Annotated in this window: 18 protein-coding genes; 15 read left to right on the top strand and 3 right to left on the bottom strand. The window is 37.0% G+C overall.

Annotation, left to right across the window (positions count from 1 at the left end; translation table 11 throughout):
- Positions 1-294: 294 nt before the first annotated feature.
- The 9 genes from AC2VNP_RS06750 (at position 295) to AC2VNP_RS06710 (ending at position 9,565) form a co-directional block, all read left to right on the top strand.
- On the top strand, positions 295-1,080 hold the full coding sequence (locus tag AC2VNP_RS06750; protein WP_486916601.1) for a Cof-type HAD-IIB family hydrolase: 786 nt from the start codon (positions 295-297) through the stop codon (positions 1,078-1,080).
- 174 nt (positions 1,081-1,254) lie between these two features.
- Positions 1,255-2,760 (top strand): spore germination protein, encoded by a 1,506-nt coding sequence (locus AC2VNP_RS06745; RefSeq protein WP_486916600.1) that lies wholly within the window; start codon positions 1,255-1,257, stop codon positions 2,758-2,760.
- Positions 2,761-2,764: 4 nt separating this feature from the next.
- Positions 2,765-3,862 (top strand): GerAB/ArcD/ProY family transporter, encoded by a 1,098-nt coding sequence (locus AC2VNP_RS06740; RefSeq protein WP_486916599.1) that lies wholly within the window; start codon positions 2,765-2,767, stop codon positions 3,860-3,862.
- Positions 3,859-4,980 carry a Ger(x)C family spore germination protein gene (locus AC2VNP_RS06735; RefSeq protein WP_486916598.1) on the top strand — a complete coding sequence of 374 codons (1,122 nt, stop codon included), beginning with the start codon at positions 3,859-3,861 and terminating at the stop codon, positions 4,978-4,980. Before AC2VNP_RS06740 ends, AC2VNP_RS06735 begins: the two co-directional genes overlap by 4 nt.
- Positions 4,981-5,089: 109 nt before the next feature.
- Positions 5,090-5,233, top strand: coding sequence for a lmo0937 family membrane protein (locus AC2VNP_RS06730; RefSeq protein WP_486916597.1), 144 nt, complete (start codon positions 5,090-5,092; stop codon positions 5,231-5,233).
- A gap of 222 nt (positions 5,234-5,455) precedes the next feature.
- Complete coding sequence (locus tag AC2VNP_RS06725; RefSeq protein WP_486916596.1) at positions 5,456-6,544, top strand: D-alanine--D-alanine ligase family protein; 1,089 nt, start codon at positions 5,456-5,458, stop codon at positions 6,542-6,544.
- A 575-nt stretch (positions 6,545-7,119) separates the two neighbouring features.
- Entirely contained in the window at positions 7,120-7,332 is a 213-nt protein-coding gene (locus tag AC2VNP_RS06720; RefSeq protein WP_486916595.1) for a hypothetical protein, read from the top strand.
- A gap of 124 nt (positions 7,333-7,456) precedes the next feature.
- Complete coding sequence (locus tag AC2VNP_RS06715) at positions 7,457-8,482, top strand: potassium channel family protein (RefSeq protein ID WP_486916594.1); 1,026 nt, start codon at positions 7,457-7,459, stop codon at positions 8,480-8,482.
- A gap of 165 nt (positions 8,483-8,647) precedes the next feature.
- The gene (locus tag AC2VNP_RS06710) at positions 8,648-9,565 is read left to right on the top strand and encodes a proline dehydrogenase family protein (protein WP_486916593.1); all 918 of its coding nucleotides are present in this window, start codon (positions 8,648-8,650) and stop codon (positions 9,563-9,565) included.
- Positions 9,566-9,814: 249 nt separating this feature from the next.
- On the opposite strand, the gene AC2VNP_RS06705 is transcribed toward AC2VNP_RS06710, so the two are convergent.
- A complete protein-coding gene (locus AC2VNP_RS06705; RefSeq protein WP_486916592.1) occupies positions 9,815-11,230 on the bottom strand; it encodes a sigma-54 interaction domain-containing protein in 1,416 nt (471 codons plus the stop codon).
- Between the two features lie 224 nt (positions 11,231-11,454).
- On the opposite strand from AC2VNP_RS06705, the gene AC2VNP_RS06700 reads away from it, so the two are divergent.
- Both AC2VNP_RS06700 and iadA read left to right on the top strand, forming a co-directional pair.
- Positions 11,455-12,651, top strand: coding sequence for an ornithine--oxo-acid transaminase (locus tag AC2VNP_RS06700; RefSeq protein ID WP_486916591.1), 1,197 nt, complete (start codon positions 11,455-11,457; stop codon positions 12,649-12,651).
- A 340-nt stretch (positions 12,652-12,991) separates the two neighbouring features.
- Positions 12,992-14,161 (top strand): beta-aspartyl-peptidase, encoded by a 1,170-nt coding sequence (iadA, locus tag AC2VNP_RS06695; RefSeq protein WP_486916590.1) that lies wholly within the window; start codon positions 12,992-12,994, stop codon positions 14,159-14,161.
- A gap of 99 nt (positions 14,162-14,260) precedes the next feature.
- Here iadA and AC2VNP_RS06690 read toward each other — a convergent pair whose 3' ends face one another.
- Positions 14,261-15,664 (bottom strand): LVIVD repeat-containing protein, encoded by a 1,404-nt coding sequence (locus AC2VNP_RS06690; protein WP_486916589.1) that lies wholly within the window; start codon positions 15,662-15,664, stop codon positions 14,261-14,263.
- Between the two features lie 440 nt (positions 15,665-16,104).
- Here AC2VNP_RS06690 and AC2VNP_RS06685 point away from each other — a divergent pair, with 440 nt between their 5' ends.
- The 4 genes from AC2VNP_RS06685 (at position 16,105) to AC2VNP_RS06670 (ending at position 20,441) form a co-directional block, all read left to right on the top strand.
- Positions 16,105-17,352: a PucR family transcriptional regulator gene (locus AC2VNP_RS06685; protein ID WP_486916588.1), complete on the top strand. Its 1,248-nt coding sequence runs from the start codon at positions 16,105-16,107 to the stop codon at positions 17,350-17,352.
- 114 nt (positions 17,353-17,466) lie between these two features.
- The gene (ald, locus tag AC2VNP_RS06680) at positions 17,467-18,594 is read left to right on the top strand and encodes an alanine dehydrogenase (protein ID WP_486916587.1); all 1,128 of its coding nucleotides are present in this window, start codon (positions 17,467-17,469) and stop codon (positions 18,592-18,594) included.
- A gap of 194 nt (positions 18,595-18,788) precedes the next feature.
- Positions 18,789-19,592, top strand: coding sequence for an HAD-IIA family hydrolase (locus tag AC2VNP_RS06675; protein WP_486916586.1), 804 nt, complete (start codon positions 18,789-18,791; stop codon positions 19,590-19,592).
- Positions 19,593-19,700: 108 nt separating this feature from the next.
- Positions 19,701-20,441, top strand: a complete 741-nt coding sequence (locus tag AC2VNP_RS06670) for a glycerophosphodiester phosphodiesterase family protein (RefSeq protein WP_486916585.1) — start codon at positions 19,701-19,703, stop codon at positions 20,439-20,441.
- Positions 20,442-20,487: 46 nt separating this feature from the next.
- On the opposite strand, the gene AC2VNP_RS06665 is transcribed toward AC2VNP_RS06670, so the two are convergent.
- Positions 20,488-21,420, bottom strand: a complete 933-nt coding sequence (locus tag AC2VNP_RS06665) for a LysM peptidoglycan-binding domain-containing protein (RefSeq protein ID WP_486916584.1) — start codon at positions 21,418-21,420, stop codon at positions 20,488-20,490.
- Between the last annotated feature and the right edge of the window lie 386 nt (positions 21,421-21,806).

The raw sequence follows: 21,806 nt of genomic DNA, 5'->3' as shown, positions 1-21,806 counted from the left end.
TCATAAAGGTGATGAAGGACCAAGCAGGGAAGAACGGCAGAAGAAATGTCCTTCATAAAGGTGATGAAGGACCAAGCAGGGAAGAACGGCAGAAGAAGTGTCCTTCATAAAGGTGATGAAGGACAAAGCGAGGCACAATGGCATCAGAAAGGTCCTTCATAACCAACACGGAATTTACAATCCTTCCTAAATTTTTATAAACATTAACATTAACCTCATAGTCCATTTACATTAAACTGGTATATTGTCCAATGTAGGTACAGTAATCACCATGACATGATAAAGGAGATTAATATGCCAGATTTAAAAGCAATTGTACTTGATCTTGATGGTACTTTACTTAATAAAAGTGGAGTGGTATCTAAAAGGAATAAAGATTATTTATTAGAGCAAAAAGAAAAAGGTGTAAAAATTATCCTCGCTACTGGACGCCCAATTAATATGACTACTGTTATTCACCAACAGCTTCAACTGAACACTCCAATGATTTGTCTAAATGGTGCAGTCGTGTATGATCGTGAAATTCAACAAGTTGTTAATGATGAACCAATTGGTAATCACTTAGTGGATGAAGTCTATGATAAGGTAACTGATCATGCAGAACTAATTATTAGTCATACATCAAAGTACAATTACCAAGTCCACAGCAAACAAGGGAACTCTCTCTTTGATATGTGGGGGTTGGCTAATGAAGATGTCGATAAAGACGAGCCTATACTAAAGGTTATGGTTGACTTTGAAAGTCAAAGGACAGCCCTTGATTTAGCTGACCAAATCAACCCGCAGTTACAAATCATTAATTGGGGTGCCAGTGTCGAGATCACCAAAAAGCCTGTAACCAAGTGGCATAGCTTAAAAAGGGTATTAGATCAATATGGAATTGACCCTCAAGAAACGGCTGCCTTTGGGGATGGTCCTAATGATATTGAAATGCTTAGAAATGTCGGCATTGGTGTAGCTATGGGGAATGGGTTAAGTGAGGTTAAGAGTGCAACAAAATTTATTACCGCCAGCCATGAAGAAGATGGTGTAACTGAGTTTTTATTTCAGTATCAAAAGAAAAGCCGTTTAACCATTTAACTAAATTGTAGGAAAGGAGCATCCACTGTGGAGCTCCTTTTTTAGGGTCTATTGATATATTGAAATAATGAAAAGTATCACTATTTCCGAAAGGTTTTTCTTGAATTTTACATAATGAGCGTTCCCTGTGGGGATAAATAACAAAGACCTCAAGTACAAAGGAGTTTGTCGCGAGTGTTTTGGAAATGGTATTTAAATAAAGTAAAAAAATCAGCTGGCCCCCAACCACATGATCCAATTGCTGCTAATCCTAATACGAAACAAGTTATAAGTAGGGATGCAATTGCTCAGAGCTTACAAGATATAGATGACTTGGTCATGAAAGAGATCACAGTTGGTGATCAAACCGCGACCATAATCTATCTCGATTCACTCGTGGATACAACATTGCTTTATCAAGTTGTTTTTAACCCTATTGATGAAAAACAGACGGGCCAGGTCAAAGAGATATTTAAAGACTTCGAAACGTTTGAACAAGATGAGCTGCCAAACCTGCTGCATCATATATTGAGTGGCTTTACTGTGTTGTTATTTGAACGAGAAAACCTTGCTATAGCAATTGATACTTTTAATGTTCCCGAACGTTCCATTACAGCACCAGAAAATGAAACGACCGTTCTCGGACCTCAAGATTCCTTTGTAGAAAGTTTACAAACGAATCTTTCATTAATTAAACGAAGAATTCGCTCACCTTATTTAAAATCAAAGTCCATGTTATTAGGGACAGAAACGAAAAATACGGTGACCGTTTTATATTTAGAAAATATTGCGAATGACGAAAATGTGAAACGTGTTTTATCCCGCTTGCAAAATATCGAGTACCATGGCTTTATTGGAATGCCTGTTCTCAAGCAAGCACTAGAAGATAAACCGTTATCGCCTTTTCCGCAATTCGGAATGACGATTCGTACCGATAATGTTATCAATGAATTATTGAATGGAAAAGTCATAGTAATGATGAATGGGAGTCCTGAAGCAGCTGTACTACCAGCTACTTTTTTTGAGTTGTTTATCACCCCAGAAGATTATTATAACCGGTGGACTACGGCTTCATTATTACGATCTTTGAGGTTAGCAGGATTTTTTATATCGATATTATTAACTTCATCTTATGTATCAGTTTTGACTTTTCATCCAGAAATGCTCCCGCAGCAATTATTGACCTTATTAGCAGAATCGCGATCACAAGTTCCGTTTCCACCAGTCATTGAAGTTCTCGTCATTGAACTAGTCATTGAAGTTCTTCGCGAAGCTGGTGCACGAATGCCGACCAAAATTGGGCAGACGATTGGGATCGTTGGCGGGATCGTAATTGGAACAGCAGCAGTAGAAGCTGGTCTTGCAAGTAATATTTTAATTGTACTAGTTGCTATTACTGCTCTATTATCATTTATTCCAGCGAATTTCATGATGAGTAATGCCATTCGATTTATTCGTTACTTATTTATTTTTGCAGCGGGTGCTCTTGGCATGTTTGGTCAAATGCTTACGTTAGCCTGGTTGTTTAATCATTTATCTAACTTAACTTCTCTTGGTTCACCTTTTATAACTCCAATCATTCCTAGAAAATGGTCGGATTTATTTAACAGCATTCTACGTGCACCTGGAAATTTTTTTATGCAGCGACCTGGAATATCTAGGGCGAAAAAAGATCTTGTTCGTCCATTAGACGAGGAGTAGTCGTATGGATAGAGGTAAGTTTAAAAAACTAAATGCTTATCACGTCGTATTTCTAGCGCAAAATACGATGGTTGGAATTTCATTATTTTCATTGCCGAATGATATTAGTCAAGCGGGATATAATTTGTGGCTCGTACCCATTTTGCTTGGAGTGCTTGCCAATCTATTGCTCATACCTATTATTTATTTGTGTAAGCAATATCCAAACGATTCATTGTTTAATATCAATGAGAAACTTCTTGGCATTTTGATCGGGAAAGTCATGAACTTCATTTTGTTACTTTATGCATTAGTTGCCTTAACGTCTGTCAGTCAAAGGTATTTAAGGCTTGTTCAAACGGTAACCTTGCCAGAGTATACAATGACTTGGATCGGGGTTGTATTTTTTATTGTTCTAGTTTGCATTGTGAATGGGGGAATTAAATCGATTGCTCGTTTTTGTATGTTTGCGTTTTTTTTCACAGCTTGGTTGATTTACTACCTCAAATGGCCGATGCAATCTGGAAATTGGATACATGCGATACCCACCTTTGAGGTCAGTATGTTTGCATGGCTCCAGGCACTACATAGCGGTGCATCTGCGATGTTTGGCTTCGGACTTATCTTATTTTATTATCCTTATATCATTAACCAAGAAAAAGCCTTTTTACATGCTTCCATTGGTATTTGGTTAGCCGTATTTTTTTATGTTGCTGTTTCTTTAGTGAGTGTCGTTTATTTTTCACCTTGGCAGTTAGATAATTTATTATTTCCCGTTCTTAATTTATTTCAAGCGGTTCAATTAGCTTTCATTGAACGTATTGAAACTTTCGGGACCGCTATATGGGTGTTTTTAGCATTATCAACAGCGTCTGCTTATCTTTGGGTTGCGAAAAAAGGGTTGGATGCCTTGGTTTCTAAACATAAAAATCGTACATGGCATTTGTATGTATGTGCCGCTATCGGCTTATTCTTATTTCTTGGCCCGATTCCATTTCATTTACAAACGGTGATTTATGACCAATGGGCTGTTTTCTATGGGTATGGAATTCATTTGCTCCCAATATTTTTACTTATCGTTCACTTCTTTAAGCGTGAAAAGGAGAAAGGGGTGTCTTTATGAAACTCTTTTTTTCAAGTCTATTGCTTGTTTTTTTAACAGGACTATTATTTGGTTGTGATGATCCAAACGTTAAACAGCCCGTCATTGAGGATCTTGGGATGATTGGTGTGATGGGGTTTGATTATGTTGATGATGAAAGGGTAAAAGTCAATATCTCCCTGCCCCAACCTCAACATGATGCTGAGGAACAAGTTCAAACCTTCTCAACGGTTGTGCGAATGCCGCATCAATCGGTTATGGACATCTCTACTTTAACAGAAAAAGTACTGTCCCCTCTTCAATTACGTGTTCTTTTATTTAGCGAGGAGTATGCAAGAAAAGTAGGATTATGGAAGGTACTTGAAAACTTATACCGTGATCCACAAGTAGGGACGAATATTTTTATTGCGGTTGTTAAAGGGACAACTGAAGAAGTGATTAAGCGTGACTATAGTGATAAACCCGAAATCAACGTCTATTTAAATGAGTTATTAAAACCAAGGGTAATGACTGCATTTAGTCCGTTTACAACTATTCATTATTTTATAAATAAAAGTACAGATGAAGTATCAGACCCTTCGGCACCGTACCTTGAAATTGTAAATGAAAATTCGTTAAAAATTACCAATGTCGCTCTTTTTAGTGGTGATAAAATGGTAGGGAGGTTAGATCCTGAAGAATCTAAATTAGTACAAGCGATGAAGAAAAGAAAAAACTTACCTGATATATCCGTTATGATTCCTGGACCAAACGGGGAAGGCGAAGAAGAGATGGCGATCTTAAAATTTGTGGCGACAAAGTTTAGTGCAGAAGCAAATGGTGATTTAGAAAACCCTGAGTTGTTTCTCCATTTTTATGTTCGAGGAAGTATCGTTGATTATGACGGGGCAAGAGATTTAGCAAGTTTAGGAGAAAGAAAAGAGATTGAAGAGAAGATTAGTGAGAGAATAGAAGACCGGGTGATTCATACGGTTCGCCAGTTTCAAGAGCTAGGTGTCGATCCTGGTGGTTTTGGCGAATACTTCCGTGTGAAAGCTCCAAGAGGTTGGAGTAAGGAAAATTGGAAAGAAGTGTTTAGACGGACGGAGGTTACGACTCATGTTGAAGTAAGGATTATTTCAACAGGCACGATCAGGTAAGTACAGAGTCTTTTCATAATCTAAGCGGAAAGTTCTGATATTTTAAGATGAAGATTAATCTTCTTACAATCGGGTATCTGATTAACACAAATACTTATGAGGTGATTATATGTTTTGGACGTTAATCGGTATACTCGTTTTGTTATGGTTATTAGGGTTTTCTTTTGAACTAGCCGGTGGGATAATTCATGTGCTTATTGTTATCGCATTAATATTAGTTATTTTCAACTTGTTGACAGGAAGGCGAATATAAGAAGATAACGTTTTTTTAAATCCAAATGAATGGAGATTTCTGGAGGGAACTAAAAGAAAATCGAACATTAAATTTCATTGGATTAGAGAAGTTTGTTTGTCAATCTTTTTATTTATGAAAAACGTGTTTTTTCGTAAATTTTCATATTGCTTAAGGACACCTATCTAAGTATAATTTTCTTGTTTATATAACTTTAATTATATTTGGAATGGGGAGTAGGAATTGACGACGTTAAGAATTTTATTCGTCTATAATTGGGTACCTGATGAGGAAAGAACAGAGGCATTTAGAGAATGCGCGTCTACTAAGACAGTACAACGATTAACAACAGTTTTTCAATCTTATCAAATGGAAGTAATTCCTCTTAATCTATTTAGTAAGGAACAATTAGCAGAAGCAGTTCAGGTGAACCAACCGGATTTAGCTTTTGTAATTGCAGAAGGTTTTCTGGATGAACCAGAAACTTTGTATGATGGATCAGGTGCATTAAGTATTAGAGCGGTACTTGAAGGATTAAGTGTACCGTACTCACATTCCGATGTCCAAGCGATGGAAGCTTGCCGTAATAAAGATATTACGTATGAAAAGTTAGGGCAAAAAGAAATTGCTATTCCTCGTTTCTTTGTTTTTAGTGATATACAAGAAGATAACGATAATATCGATCGAGTTGAATATGTCGTAGGATATCCAATGTTCCTTAAGCCATGCGGCGGCGGTTGTAGTATTGGGATTGACGAGAAATCGATTGCTAGAAATCGCAGTGAATTACTATTTAAATTACAGCAATTGCGGGAGATGATTGGTGATCAACCGATCCTTGCTGAGACGTACTTACCGGGTCGAGAATATACGGTTGGTGTGATCGGGAACGGTGTACCGAACGTTCTGCCAGTCATTGCTTTTCCTGAAGCCTTTAATGTTCGCAGTCAAGAAGTAAAGATGGTGGAGCATCAGTCTCGTAGTGAATTTGAGATTATTCCTGCTGCATCCCCAGTGGGCGCAAAGATAAAAGACACGGCTATGCAAGTTTTTCAAGCACTTGGAGCACGTGATTTAATTCGTTTAGACTTGCGAGAAGGTGAAGATGGTCGAGTATATGTTATAGATGTGAATGGCACACCTTCCTTGTCATTAACCGGGTCTTTAGCTTTTATGGCGGAAAATAGTCAGGTAGATTACCCAGAGTTTATCGCGTATTTCTTATTTGTCACGTTGACAAGGTATGGTTTACCGATAAACGAACAGTTGAATGAAAATGCTATGAGAGTAAATACGTATTTACAAGGGATTTTTGAAAATCAGATAGCGTAAGAGCTATAGGAATAAAAGAACAAATTAACATACAAAATAGAGGGTAAAATCGATGTGATTTTACCCTCTATTTATTTTGTGGTTTAAAAGCATTTGGCTTCCTTTTGAAGTAAGTTGACTGCTGTAAAAGGGGAAACGGACTCCAGGGATCCTTATTTGAGTCAATAATACTGTTTTGAGCAGTTTAAGGCACTCAGAGGATCTTATTGTTTGAACAAGCAGACGGTTTCACCAGATTTGATAAAAATAAGAGCTTCTCAGTACTCTAATAGTGGTTTAAGTATGAATTTCATTGAAATAAGGGCTTGTGCATTCCCTAAAATAGTAACGCTCCAAATTACAAGCGTTCGGTGTTAGTTAGTCAGTTGTGGTTATATAGAGAATCTTCATAACACTAATACCCGATAAACGAAAGTACATAATTCTACGTCTTTTAGGGACTATAATAATGAAGGTAGTACCTGCAAGTCCAATGTAAGGTAATGGTGATACATAAGAAGGTTGATAGAACTTCTTTTTCATTTGAGATTCCTACCTTAAGGAAAATAATAAAGCGATATGTGGAGGTGCTTTAAATGAAGAAAGAGAATATTGCAGCAAATAAACCAACATTAACAGATACACCAAAAAGAGAAGAATATTCGGTCCGTTCCGATGTGAGCAGCTATGCACCACAGGATTCAAATCCATACTATGCTGGAGACTCAGTAAACGAACATAAAGAACAAGAAGAAGCGAATCAAGGCATTGCAGGAGAAGAAATTAAACAACAAAACGAAAACCTGTAAAAGCATCGGTGCCACATGGTGCACACCGTCGCAACACCCGGTGCCAGGCACCTTTAGCACTGTGTTGTACTAAAGGTGCCTGGCACCCTACAGTAGGCACCGGCTATAGATAGGAGTGGGAGGCGTGTTATTTATCTTCGACTTAATGAAAATAGTTGTGAAGATCAAGAACCTGACATTAGTTCTAGGTACTATTATTTTCATTGTTCTAAGCTCCTTTATTGTTCATTATTTAGAACCTGAGACTTTTCCAACTTTATTCTTAGGGTTTTGGTATGTAATGACAACTATAACAACGACAGGTTATGGTGACTTCGTTCCTCAAACAGTAGCAGGGAAATGGTTTGCTCTTTTTCTATACTTATTTGGGATAACTTTAATTGGTGTATTTATCGGAAAAATGGTAGAAGGAATAGGCGTGTACCGCAAGCTTAAGGAGGAAGGGAAATTGCGCTTTAAAGGAAGTGGCCATTATGTCATCATCGGTTGGTCTCAAAAAGCCCAAAAAACAATTGATGAACTTCTATTAGCAAAAGAAAATGCAAATATCCTTATTATTGACCTTCACCATGTGACGCCCTATGACAAAGAACAAATTCATTTTATCCATGGTGATGCGACTGATTCTGACACCCTTGAAAAAGCGAATATTACGAAAGCAGATTCTGTTCTAATCTTTGCTCCCGATACCATTAATGACCCAATATCAGTTGATGGAAGATCACTATTGATTGCTTCATCCATAGAGCACTTAGCGAGTAAAAAGAAAAAAGACATTTATACGATTGTAGAAATTGTGAGAGAAAGTCATATCCCGACATTTAAACATGCCTGTGTAGATGAATTTGTGTTATCTAGTGAGGCTTTTTCTGATTTGATGGCAAAGTCGGCACTGCATAAAGGATCAACGAAAGTATTTATGCAATTGTTGAGCCGGGAGTACGGAGATAATGTGTGGGAAATCGAAAAAAAATCAAATTGGAAAACATACAATGATGCATTTGAAGCGTTGAAACAGATGGGTGCTAACCTATTGTCAGACTCCAATGATTTTAGCATTATTCGACGCCTGCAAGATGAAGTTCCAGACAACGCCAAACTGTATGTCATTTGTGATGAGCCTACATATCAAAAAATTAAATTAATGTGATGTCGGCAGAGAGTTCCTCTCCAGTAGATATCGCATGATAATAAAAAAGACCCCTTTCTACATCGTCCAAATACATAATGATGCTATATGTGAAATATGATTGAAATATATATTGCATACAACATTCCTAAATGTATTGGACAACAGAAGTAAGGGGTTTTGCAGATGATGCATGTAATACTGAGAAACTTCTTTTTGTTCCTTTCTAAAAATCAATTTTTAAATCGCGGTGCAAGAAAATGGGGTCTGAAATTAGGGGCTTCACAAGTTGTAGCGGGGGAGACGATCTCTAAAGCAATGAATGTCGTGCGTGAACTAAATGAAAAGGGGTTAGTTTGTACCGTCGATCATTTAGGTGAATTCGTAAAAACAGAAGAGGAGGCTGCTGAATCCACTGAATTCTGTATTCGAACGTTAAATGCAATTGCTAAAACAGGTGTGAACTGTAATCTTTCGCTTAAGTTAACACAACTCGGTTTAGATGTTGAAACGCAGCTCTGCTATGAAAATATGAAAACCATTTTAACCTATGCAAAAAAGCATAAAATTTTTGTTCGAATTGATATGGAAGATTATTCGCACTGCCAACAAACGATAGATATTCTTGAAAGCTTAAGAAAAGAGTATGATGGATTAGTAGGAACAGCTATCCAAGCCTATTTATACCGAGCGTCAGATGATGTGAAAAAATTACAGGGAGTAAATCTGCGGCTCGTAAAAGGTGCCTATAAAGAATTACCTGAAGTGGCTTTTCAGAAGAAAGATGAAATTGACGCGAATTATTTAAAGATCATTAAACAGCATTTACGAAGCGGGAGTTATACTGCGGTTGCAACTCACGATCACAAGATTATTCAGAAGGTAAAAGATTTTTGTAACGAAGAAAAAATCCCGATGACCCAATTTGAGTTTCAAATGCTTTATGGATTTCGTACAGATCTACAAGAACAAATTGCAAAAGAAGGATACACAATGAGAATTTATGTACCCTACGGGAAAGATTGGTACGGCTATTTCATGAGAAGGTTAGCCGAGCGCCCGCAAAATGTTTCATTTGCATTGAGGGGCTTTTTTTCAAAGTAACGTTAGAAGCTAAAAATGAGGAATGATGAGCGCAAGAAGGAAAAATTAGGAGAAAGCGTGAACGAAAAGCGAGGAATGGTGAGCGCAAGAGGGAAAAATTCAGGGAAATTCAGTAACCATGAATAGAGCACTTTCAAAGGAGGTAGCCTTGGCTTTCGAAACAATCAACGATACTCCTTTAACAAAAAATGAGAAGGCAGATCGTAAATCTGTACTCCTCACTCATTTACGTGTTCGAGTCACTTACGCCTATACTTGTTTATTTTTAAACTTTCGGATTCGATATTGCAAGTTTTGGCGGCTGAGTCCTAATGCTTCGGCCGTTCTAGAAATATTGCCATCATGCTCTGATAAAGCAGAGTTGACGTATTGTTCTTCTATTTTATCTAAATAGGCTTTTAAGGGTAGACCTGTATTAAGGTGAATATCTACCGGCTTAGCTGCTTCTACTTTAGCCTGTGTCTGGTTTTGTGAAAGAAACCGCTGTTGGAATACTCTGGGCAGATAGGTCAGTGTTATTTCTTCCTCATCCATCATTAAATTCATAGCAGCTTCGACCATGTGTTCTAACTCCCTGACATTTCCGGGCCAATCATAGTTGTATAAATGTTGGAGCGTATCATTAGCAATCCCTTTAACATTCATGTGGAATTTATAGTTATAAAGTTCAATAAAGTGTTTCATTAACGGTTCAATATCTTCTAATCTTTCGCGCAACGGGGGGATAAATAATGAAACGACACTTAGGCGGTAATAAAGGTCCTTACGTAAACGTCCTTCTGCAATCGCATTGATTGGATCTTCATTAATGGTCGAAATAATTCGAACATCGATTGTACGGTCTTTCGTATCACCGACTCTTCGGATGGTTTTCTCTTGAATCGCCCGTAATAGCTTGGCTTGAAGATTAGGATTTAAAGAATTAATCTCATCAAGCAATAACGTTCCACCATGTGCTTGTTCAAATAATCCTGGATGATCTGTAGCACCGGTAAACGAACCTCGTTTTGTCCCAAATAAGAGCCCCTCAATCAAATTATCAGGCAGCGCAGCACAGTTTTGCGATATGAAAGGTTGATCTGCACGGTCACTTCCGTTATGAATACTTTGAGCAAATATTTCCTTTCCAGTACCTGTTTCACCAGTAATTAGAACAGAGGAAGGCGTACGTGTAACCCTCTTGGCATCTTCAATTACTTCTTTAATCGCTGTACTCGTACCTATAATGCTATCAAAAGAATAGCGTGTGTTTTGGTTTTGTCTGTTTTGGCGAATTAGTTTTTCAATCTTTGTTACGTCTTTTGCAATCTCGAAAGCACCTTCAAGTTTATCGTTGTAAAGAAAGGGATACGTATGATTAATTGTGATGATTTCCTCGCCTTTATTATTGAAATATTGTTGTTTCACATTTTTAGTTGTTTGTTTCTTTTCTAAAGCTTGAAGTAAAGTACTCGTCTGTTGATGAGGAAACTGAAAAACGTCTCGAATGTTCTTCCCAATCACATCCTGGGCATTCATCGACTCTATCGCTGACATTTTATGATTATATAAAATCGTTTCCCCGTTTTTATTTACAACATGAATACCAACATCTAACTCTTGAATGACAGTGGTCAACATTTTTAATAGCTTTTCATGATTGATGTTAGAACGATCTTGCTCCATAGTTTCTCACCCTCTCCTACTATGTAAAAGTATAGAAGATCCTTGATTTACAAGCAAATATTTTTTGCATGAAAAATTAATAAACAAAATAATGTGCAAAAAAAAATATTTCTGTGATTATGAAAAGAAAAATCAGCTTTATAACTGACTTAAAATACTGTATAGTTGGCACAATTTTTGCAATAAGTAAAAGTAGAAATGATCAAGGAATGGAGGAATTGAAAATGACTAGAACAACAGAAATTATTGAAAAGACGGAAAAATACGGTGCTAAAAATTATCATCCACTTCCGATTGTCATCGCAAAAGGTGAGGGTGTGTGGGTTGAAGACCCGGAAGGCAATCGCTTCATGGATATGTTAAGTGCGTACTCTGCGCTAAACCAAGGACATCGCCATCCGAAAATTATACAAGCATTAAAAGATCAAGCAGATCGGATTACCCTTACGTCACGTGCTTTTCACAATGATAAGTTAGGAGATTTTTATGAAAAGGTGACTGCCTTAACAAGAAAAGAAATGGTATTACCGATGAATACAGGAGCAGAGGCAGTTGAAACAGCTGTAAAAGCTGCAAGACGTTGGGCATACGATGTGAAGGGTGTTGAAGACAATCAAGCTGAAATTATCGTTTGTGAAGAAAATTTTCACGGTCGTACAATGACAGCAGTATCAATGTCATCTAGTGAAGAATACAAACGAGGCTTTGGTCCAATGCTTCCTGGAATAAAAGTAGTCCCTTACGGTGATTTAGAAGCCTTAAGAAGTGCAATCTCAAAAAATACAGCGGCATTTATTGTTGAACCAATTCAAGGAGAAGCAGGAATTAATATTCCACCTGAAGGATTTTTATTAAAAGCTTATGAACTGTGTAAACAAGAAAATGTATTATTTATCGCTGATGAAATTCAAACAGGATTAGGAAGAACAGGTAAGTGGTTTGCGTGTGACTGGGAGAAGGTTGACCCGGATATGTATATATTAGGAAAGGCACTAGGTGGGGGAGTAATGCCAATTTCGGCTGTTGCGGGTGATGAAAACGTATTAGGCGTATTCAATCCAGGTTCTCACGGTTCAACATTTGGTGGAAATCCACTTGCGTGTGCTACTGCAGTCGCATCTTTAGAAGTACTTGAAGAAGAAAACTTAGTTGAAAAGTCGGCCAATTTAGGTGAGTATCTACTAAATGAACTGCAAAAAATTGACGATCCTCACATTCATGAGGTAAGAGGAAGAGGATTATTTATTGGAATTGAATTAACGGTTCCTGCCAGACCTTATTGTGAAAAGCTTAAAGAACTAGGGCTGCTTTGTAAGGAAACGCATGAAAATGTCATCCGTTTTGCCCCACCCCTTGTAATCACTCAAGAAGAATTAGACTGGGCACTTGAGCGGGTACGCACTGTTTTTAAACCATCGTAATTAAAGTCTTTTCTCAAAGATTATTGCTCATGATTTTGGATTGTAAGCCATGCATAGCGTGAGCGCTTGAAAAGAAAATAGCCTGAGAAAAAAATTTTAAATAAGATAATGAAAAGCCGGCTTAATGAAATGTACTATTGAAGTTGTCGTGTTTAAATTTTAAACGATACTTCTAGTACAGACTTTTGTCGGCTTTTTCATTTTCTAAAAGGAGAGGTAAATGCAATTTAATAGTAAGAGCTAATACAAACTAATTAAATCTTTGTAAAATAAAGAATAATATTGCAAAATAGAATTTATATACATATAACTTTTGACCAAAAAAGAGAGGGTGGTACGGATGATTAAGCTTATAAAAAATGGAACGGTGTATAGTCCCGAGTATCAAGGAAAAAAAGATATTTTAATCGTCGATCGACGAATCGGTGCAATCGATGACGACATAAATGTAGAAGGGCTTCCTAATGTAGAGGTATTGGATGCTGAAGGAAAACTTGTTGTTCCTGGGTTTATTGATAACCATGTTCATATTATGGGGGGAGGCGGAGAAGGTAGTTATCGCACTCGAACGCCGGAGCTTCAACTTTCAGATGCAATAAAAGGCGGAATTACAACTTTAGTGGGGGTCATTGGGACAGACGGAACAACACGAACGATGGCAAGTCTTGTGGCCAAAGCCAAAGGTATAAAAGAAGAAGGGCTGTCCTGTTTTATCCAGACGGGTTCTTACCAGGTCCCTGTTAAAACGTTAACTGGAAGTGTAGAAGATGATATTATTTTAATAGAAGAAATCATCGGCGCTGGAGAAATTGCAATCGCTGATCATCGTTCCTCGCAACCTACATATGAGGAATTAGCTAAGATTGCTTCTCAGGCGCGAGTCGCAGGAATGCTGTCTGGAAAAGCTGGAATTGTAAATGTTCATATCGGTGATAGTTCCTCAAAGCTCTCTTTAATAGAAGAAGTTGTTGAAAAGACAGATATTCCAATCCGACAGTTTTTACCTACTCATATTAACCGCAATCGGAAGTTGTTTGAGGCGGGAATTAATTATGCTAAAAACGGTGGGTATGTCGATTTTACAACTTCGAGTATTGAGAAAAAAGTGACGAAAGGTCAAGTGAAATGCAGTGAAGGTTTAAAGGAAATGCTAGAAACCGGAGTCCCGCTGGAGCAAATAACTTTTACTTCTGATGGACAAGCCAGCTTACCAGAGTTTGATGAAAATGGCATGTTTATCGGATTACAAGTCGGTAGAGTGACGTCCTTATACAAAGAGGTAAGAGATGCAATTCTTAATGAAAAAATAGAAGTTGAAAAAGCAATAAAAGTAATCACTTCTAATCCGGCTGATATATTAAAGTTTACTACGAAGGGTTATATTGAAGCAGGAAGGGATGCCGATCTCGTTCTCCTCGATCAAGAAACGTATGACATAGAGTCCGTTATTGCTTTAGGGCAAAAGATGATGTGGGAAGGCGAGGTCCTTGTTAAGGGTACATTTGAATAAGTTTTAAAGTAATAAGATTCGGTAGTTTAAATCTTGTTAGTACAAACGAAAAGGAGTGCGAGGGAACTCCTTTTCGTTTGTAGTTTGGAAGGTAGTGGTTTAGTTTCTACCATTACCGTTACCATTGTTTTTTAGAAGAACTTTAAGTCCTTGGCCCATGTCAGATGCTAATACATAGTTTCGATCTACAAATACGCCCCAAACGTTTGACCTCTCTGGTGTGTAGCGAGCAATTTCTACTGGGTTACTAGGGTCGGTAATATCGACGGCTAGAACACCGCCAGAATAATAAGATAAGTATAAAGTGTTGCCGTGAACTTTTGGATCATGGACCGTCTTAGCAAACGAAACAACAGGAGCAGAGAAATCAAACGTTAAGTCTGTTTTAAATTCACTTAGTAATACTGGATTTGTTTTATCTTTAATATCAAAAATGCGTGTATAACCGTAGGCGCTTTCGTATCCTGCACCGTGTGGATTAGCGATTTCACGAGTTTCAATCAGAACAGTTCCACCTTTAGCAAGTGCTGCAGAGTGAGCTGCACCTTTTTGGTTGTCTGCATATTCTGTTCGCCCAAGGTAAACTGGATTTTCTGGATCTTTAATATCGAAAATCACTGTTCCTAAATCCCACATCGACACATAAGCATGTTGTGCGTTATTGTCGGTAATTACACTATGGTTAAATACAGGGCGTGTTTTCCCGTCTGGAGATGCCCAGTGGTAACCGTTGAAATCTTCTGCGACTTCATCTAACTCTCTTGGATCCCATTGCCATAATAATTCAGGTTCTGCTGGGTTAGTTACATCAATAATTTGAAAGTCTTTCTGTTCTCCGTGAGTGTAATAGTCTGCATATGGATTTGAAGCTAGAACAAGAGCACGATTTCCTTGCGTTGTTAAGTAGAGCTCATGTGTCCCTGTAATTATTCGATCTAATTCATAAAAGCCTAAGCGCTCTGGGTTATAAGGGTCGGTTACATCATAAAGTAACACACCGCCGACACTGTTGGGTCTGTTAGCATTATTTCTAGAGGTTTGCTGTAGACTTACTGCTGCTAGGTCTCCTTTAAAATGTGGAGTATTAACAGATTTAACAATTACTTTTTCTTGCCAAGTATTTGGAATTTCATCTGCAAAAACCGCTACTTCAACGGGATTTGAAGGATCTTTTAGGTCAAAGACTCTTACGCCACCGTTCGCGCCATTTGCAGTATGGGTACCAGTATAAGCAAAGCCTTTATGGGCATAGACATCCGCCATATTATTTTGAACACCATTATTTTTTTCAATTTGTACGGCTGCAGCTTCTCTAAGGAACGAAAGGTTTTTCTGTCCAGTCATGGAGTGGGTTAAAGTTTGAAGGGCCTCACTATCGAATACATAAGCTTCTTTAGAAACGCCTTCCTCCAGCGCATCATGTGCAAATACAACAGGAGAAAATGCGGAGAATGCAAGGACTCCTGCCAGTGTAGTATTAATAAATAATTTCTTTTTGTTCAATCGAAACAACCTCCAATTATTTGAATTTTATTACATTTCAGATTATAGCTATATTTTTTCATGTTCACTATATTTAACGTTCTTGGTATTTCGACATTCGAAATTTTGTAGTAGATTAGTAGCGGGACTTAGTTTAAAGAGCGCTTTGTTCGATATATTGAATTTTTATAAATGCGATAAAAGTATTGTGAGAAAATCTACTTTTTCTCGTTAAAGTTAGTTCAATTATCATGTAAAAAAAAGTAAGTACTATCAATTTAGTGTAAAAGTAGGGTTTTTATAAGATTTATTAAAAAAGTGAAAAATCAGCTCTATAGATAACATTTTTTGAAGGATTTAACTGCATTATATTGCCCCTTTTGAAACGGTTTTTCTAGTTAGGAGATCAAAAATTCGGTACAATAAGAGGAGTAGAAGACGGAGAAGCAAGGGGATTAAATATGAGTGATTACAACTCAAAGAAAAATGAATTTAAAGTTGCGTTTAGTAACTTACAGGAAGTGGTCGATAAAATTAGTGAATTGCTTCATTGTCCTGTGACACTTGAAGATGAGACCCATCGATTAATTACCTATAGTAAACATGATATTCATACAGACCCTGCCAGGCTGGAGACGATCATTAGTCGTCAAGTACCTTTTAAAGTAACGCAACGGTTGTGGAAGCAAGGAATTATACAAAAGTTAAATGAAAGTAATCAACCTTTACGAATAAAAGCAATTGAAGATATCGGCTTAGGAAATCGAGTCGCCATTTCGATTCGACAAAAAGACGACGTTTTAGGATATATTTGGGTTATCGAAATGGAAAATACGATAGATCAAGTTGGTTTTGACCTATTAACGGTGGCAGCACAAACCTTACGAATGTTTTTGATTAAGCATCGCTTACAGCAGCGGAAGGAAACAGAAGGGCAGCAACGTTTCTTTTGGAGATTATTAAATAATAGTTATCAAAAGAGAGAAGACATTATCGAAGGGTTTAATAAACTACAAGTAAAAATTCCGGAACGCTTTGCTATTGCTAGTTTTCGATTTTCGACTAGGATAACCTCAAGACAAGAACAGCAGTTCATTACGTATCTCCACGCCAATCAAGACTTAGAAATGATCTTTTATCATATTGACCAATACGATTTTACACTGTTTCTCTCACCTAAACACCAACGTATTACGTTACAAAAGCTTCCAATTATAATAGAAGACATTGTTACTTCTCTTAGTGGAAAAGAAAAAGGCGCTATTCAAGTAATAGGTGGGTGTAGTCAGTTATATAGCAAAATTGAACGAATCGATAAAGCCTATCGTGAAGCACTTACTGTAATAGATTTGAAAGAAACTTATGTAGGTGAGTTAACATCAACTTATGGTTATTGGGAATTAGGTGTTTTTAAATACTTAGATATTATGATTGAGAGAAAAGCGGAAGACAATATTGATTGTTATCCGATTTCGTTCTTAACTGAGTATGATGAAAAAAATCAAACGAATTTATTGGAAACTTTAGAAGTGTTTTTGAATATGGATGGGAATGTAACTGAAGCATCTAAAGAACTACATGTACATCCCAATACATTAAACTATCGAATGAAAAGAATTGTGGAGTTAACAGGAATAAAGCTGAAAGATCCTAAATTAAAGCTGGATTTATACTTAGAGTTTAAAATAAGAAGGTGGATGGGCAAGTAACTTTGTTAAAATACACAAAGACACTTGCTCTTTTTTTAGGAGTTTAACAAAGCCAGAAATCTTTCTAATCTATATACTGTAATTAAAGTAATTAGTTTATAGGAGGCATGTCCAATGATTATCGGCGTTCCTACAGAGATTAAAAATAATGAAAACCGCGTTGCACTTACGCCAGCAGGTGTTGTGACACTAACAAACGCAGGTCATCACGTATTAATTCAAGACCAAGCAGGAGTTGGTAGCGGATTTACGAACGAAGATTATGCAGCAGCAGGTGCGCAAATTATTGTTTCTGCCAAAGATGTTTGGAGCCAAGCAGAAATGGTTATGAAAGTGAAGGAACCCCTTCCATCAGAGTATGAATACTTCCGTAAAGGATTAATTTTATTCACATACTTGCATTTAGCAGCAGAACCAAGTTTAGCTCAAGCATTAGTTGAAAAAGAAGTTACAGCTATTGCTTACGAAACAGTTGAAGTGAATCGTACTCTTCCATTACTTACTCCAATGAGTGAAGTTGCAGGACGTATGGCTGCACAAATTGGTGCTCAATTCCTTGAAAAACCAAAAGGTGGAAAAGGTATTTTACTATCAGGTATACCTGGTGTGAAAAGAGGAAAAGTGACTATCATTGGCGGCGGCGTAGTTGGTACAAATGCTGCGAAAATTGCAATCGGTTTAGGTGCCGAAGTAACAATGATCGACTTAAGCCCTGAGCGTTTACGTCAACTTGATGATATTTTTGGAAACTCTATTCAAACATTAATTTCGAATCCATTAAATATAGCTGAAGCAGTAAAAGAAAGTGATCTCGTTATTGGAGCTGTTCTTATTCCAGGAGCTAAAGCACCAAAGCTTGTCACTGAAGAAATGATCCAATCCATGACAACAGGTTCAGTTGTTGTTGATGTTGCGATCGACCAAGGTGGTATTATCGAAACGGTTGACCAGATTACAACTCACGATAATCCAACGTATGTTAAGCATGGTGTTGTTCACTATGCAGTTGCTAATATGCCAGGTGCTGTTCCACGCACATCTACGATCGGATTAACGAATGTTACAGTTCCTTATGCATTGCAAATTGCTAATAAAGGTGTACAACAAGCAATCATGGATAGTACAGCATTAAAATTAGGAGTTAATGCTGCGAATGGTGCAATCACATATGAAGCGGTAGCTAAAGCTTTAGATATGTCATATGTACCAGTAGAGCAAGCAATTGCTGGAGTTACTGCATAATTCAAACGTTTTCCCCAAAAATGTTTAATTATATAAAAAAGAGAGGAAAAGCCATCTTGGTTTTTCCTCTTTTTTAATTAGAAATTCATGTTTAATTAATATATTCTTAATAATTATTTGGTATATTTTACTAATATATTACAGAACTTTAAACATGTTTGAAAGAATGTAAATGAACACTTTGGGAGGCACCGATGAAGGAATACAAAATATTTTTCTTTCATTTAGATAGTATGATAGTAACTGGTAACCTGACAATTCCGTACATCCGTGAAGTCATTCAATTATTGAAGCAAAAAAGTAAAAAAGTTTATTTTTTAACGAACCAACTCGATTGCTCCACATCAATAAAAAAGCAATTAGAATTATATGGAGTAAAAGCAGCTCTAAATCAAATCATTACTCCGATGCACGCTATCCAAGATTACTTTAGTGACAAAGTTAAAATGATAAGTGTGTTTATTGCAGGTTCCGACCTGATAAAAGAAGAGATGCGCAAAAAAGGAATTCATATTGTAGCTACCGCCACCGAGAAAACGAAGGGAGAGGTTTATGTAATTCTCTCGTTGACAATAACCTTAGAAAGTCGAGAACTGCAAGATGCTTTTTCTCTATTACAACGAGGAGCAAAGCTTATTTTGTTAAATCCTGATTTATATGGATCTAATCCAAACAAAATGATATCAGGATCAATAGCAAGAGTTTTTATCGGGGAACAACCGATTGATAGATTGAAGATTAATGTAACGGGGAAACCATCAATATGGACGCAGCAAGTGTTATTAAAGAAAATTAATAATCAATCTGGCCAAGCAGTAATGGTTAGTCATTCATTAGCTAGTAATGTGGCTATAGGTCAAGCTTTAGGAATGGATACCATTTTACTGACAGATGGCCAAACGCAAGAAGAAGTAAAGCAAAAACCAACATATATCTTTGCAAGCCTGAAAGAATTGTTTTACGAACTAAAAGGTAAGGAAATGGTACAGGATCAATAGCTTTAAATTTTTATAGAGGAATAAAGCGGAAAGTTTTGAATATCTAAAAGACATACGTACAAAGTTTACTAGTGGCAACAATAAAAAGGGAAGAAAGAAGGGGAAGGAATGCAAAAGGTACATACGGAAGTATTTGCACATCGGGGATTGTCCAGCCTTTATCCTGAAAACACAATGATTGCTTTCAAAGCAGCGGCAAAGCTGCCTATTGATGGGATTGAATTAGATGTACAATTAACGAAAGATAAAGTACCTGTTATTATTCATGATGTAACGTTGGAGCGTACAACTGAAGGGAAAGGAATGGTACGTGACCATACACTAGAACAATTAATGACATACAGTGCTGGTGCTTGGTTCAGTGAACAATTTCGGAAAGAGAGAATTCCGACTTTAGAGGAAGTATTAATCTGGGCAAAAGATTACACTTTCAAGCTTAATTTAGAGTTAAAATGTCCATCGTGGGAACGCCAAGAAATGTGGGAAACGGTTAAGCATTTGATTGGTCGCCACGGTATGAGTGATCGCATTCTAATTTCTTCTTTTGATCATGTGTTAATTGCTAGTATAGAAAAAGAGGCAACACCAGTAGAGACAGCGGTAATTGTTGTTGCTGGATTGTTTAAACCACTATCTTATATCCAATCAACTGGCACAAGAGGGTTTCACTACTTTTATCCAATGATGTTAGAAAGTGAGCTAAAGGCTCTGATGGAAGCAGGCATTTCAGTGAGGCCTTTTACTATTAATGATAATCAAATGATGAAACAGGCTTTTCAAAGTAGAGTGACTGGCATATTTACAGACTATCCACATGTCGCTCTTCAAATTAGAGAGGAAACGGAATAACGAAAAGGGCTAAACCATACTTTGAAATTGGTTTAGCCTTTATATCTTAATTTTCTATTGATACAAGGTGAGGACGGTTAGTGTTGATGTAAACCAGGTTGACGTTTTTTCCAATCAATTTATCGAATTTCTTTGCTGTGCCGTATGGGATTTGTAGAACTTTATGCTCTCCCCCAATTAGAACCTCAATTGAGATGTTATCAACAATTCCTTCGACAGTAGCCGAACTCTTTTTAATGTCATTTTTTTTAATCATTAGTTTTTGATCAATTAGGATAATATCACTTTTGAGTCTATTATCACGCTTAATAGCTTCTACAGAAATATTAAAGCGTTGTGCGATGCCCCATAATGTGTCGCCAGCTACTGCTGTGTATATGGCAGTTGTATGGCTTTCGTGTAAATGACTTCGTTCTGGATGGTTTTTATGTTTGCTTTCACTGATAGTAGTTGTTGTTTTTGGTATAACGAGCAGTTGATCGACTCTAATGAGGTCAGATGTTAAATGATTTGTCGATTTAATTTCTTCTATTGTAATTTGGTACCTTTTAGCGATAGAAAAAAGACTATCTCCTTGTTTCACTTTATAATTTATATTGTCAATGGTTACATCATCATTCGAGCTTTCAGTTTGAGAGGGAATGTCAGTGTTGTTATGACTCGAGTTTGTTGGCAGGTATAAAAGTTGTCCAGCTCTAAGGAAATCTGTCGTAAGATCGTTTGCCGACATAATGTCTTGAACGGTAACCCGATGCTTTTTAGCGAGCGAATAAAGAGTATCACCATACTTTACTTGATATTCAGAGCTGCATGCGAGCGCTTTACCTGTCGCACTATTAAGGTTGAGTAAAGCACTTGTTACAAGAGCTCCTGCTAAAGCATACCGTACGACTTTATCTCTTCTCATTTTACATGTTTTATTTCTCTCAGCTAAAATTCTTTGTTGTCGAGTTTTAGTAATTACTTTGTAATCAGACAATGTAAACCTCTCCCCATAACAAAAACTATGTGTCAAATTCCGCAATTTTTTTACTAGCCTTGTATATTATTCGACAATTTTTCATATTTGGGAATATGGTTTTGCGAAAAGAGTAGAAAAGTAATGTCATAAATCTTGCAGAGCAGGGAATAGGGAGGAGTTACTTAATATACGAGGGGGGATATTTTACTGTAAAAAAATATTTAGCCTTATGTCTAAAGACACATTTGTCAATAGGTAACTTATGGAATGTTTTAGGGGCAATCTAAGTTGAAGTCTATTATTTAGAGAATAATACAAAAACCCCTCATGGTGGAAGCAACCGTTTCGGTCCACACCAATAGAGGAGTTTTTAATATAAATTAATTATAATTTAACAGATACTT

It is taken from the genome of Alkalihalobacterium sp. TH-98, assembly GCF_057473385.1.
Note: the sequence above shows the minus strand (reverse complement) of the source record. Positions and strands in the feature narration are given on the sequence as shown.

Bases quoted from the DNA above. Each gene is read 5' to 3' on its own strand.
- AC2VNP_RS06750 (WP_486916601.1), top strand. From the start codon at position 295: ATGCCAGATTTAAAAGCAATTGTACTTGATCTTGATGGTACTTTACTT.
- AC2VNP_RS06740 (WP_486916599.1), top strand. From the start codon at position 2,765: ATGGATAGAGGTAAGTTTAAAAAACTAAATGCTTATCACGTCGTATTT.
- AC2VNP_RS06735 (WP_486916598.1), top strand. From the start codon at position 3,859: ATGAAACTCTTTTTTTCAAGTCTATTGCTTGTTTTTTTAACAGGACTA.
- AC2VNP_RS06730 (WP_486916597.1), top strand. From the start codon at position 5,090: ATGTTTTGGACGTTAATCGGTATACTCGTTTTGTTATGGTTATTAGGG.
- AC2VNP_RS06720 (WP_486916595.1), top strand. From the start codon at position 7,120: ATGAAGAAAGAGAATATTGCAGCAAATAAACCAACATTAACAGATACA.
- AC2VNP_RS06710 (WP_486916593.1), top strand. From the start codon at position 8,648: ATGATGCATGTAATACTGAGAAACTTCTTTTTGTTCCTTTCTAAAAAT.
- AC2VNP_RS06705 (WP_486916592.1), bottom strand. From the start codon at position 11,230: ATGGAGCAAGATCGTTCTAACATCAATCATGAAAAGCTATTAAAAATG.
- AC2VNP_RS06700 (WP_486916591.1), top strand. From the start codon at position 11,455: ATGACTAGAACAACAGAAATTATTGAAAAGACGGAAAAATACGGTGCT.
- iadA (WP_486916590.1), top strand. From the start codon at position 12,992: ATGATTAAGCTTATAAAAAATGGAACGGTGTATAGTCCCGAGTATCAA.
- AC2VNP_RS06685 (WP_486916588.1), top strand. From the start codon at position 16,105: ATGAGTGATTACAACTCAAAGAAAAATGAATTTAAAGTTGCGTTTAGT.
- ald (WP_486916587.1), top strand. From the start codon at position 17,467: ATGATTATCGGCGTTCCTACAGAGATTAAAAATAATGAAAACCGCGTT.
- AC2VNP_RS06675 (WP_486916586.1), top strand. From the start codon at position 18,789: ATGAAGGAATACAAAATATTTTTCTTTCATTTAGATAGTATGATAGTA.
- AC2VNP_RS06670 (WP_486916585.1), top strand. From the start codon at position 19,701: ATGCAAAAGGTACATACGGAAGTATTTGCACATCGGGGATTGTCCAGC.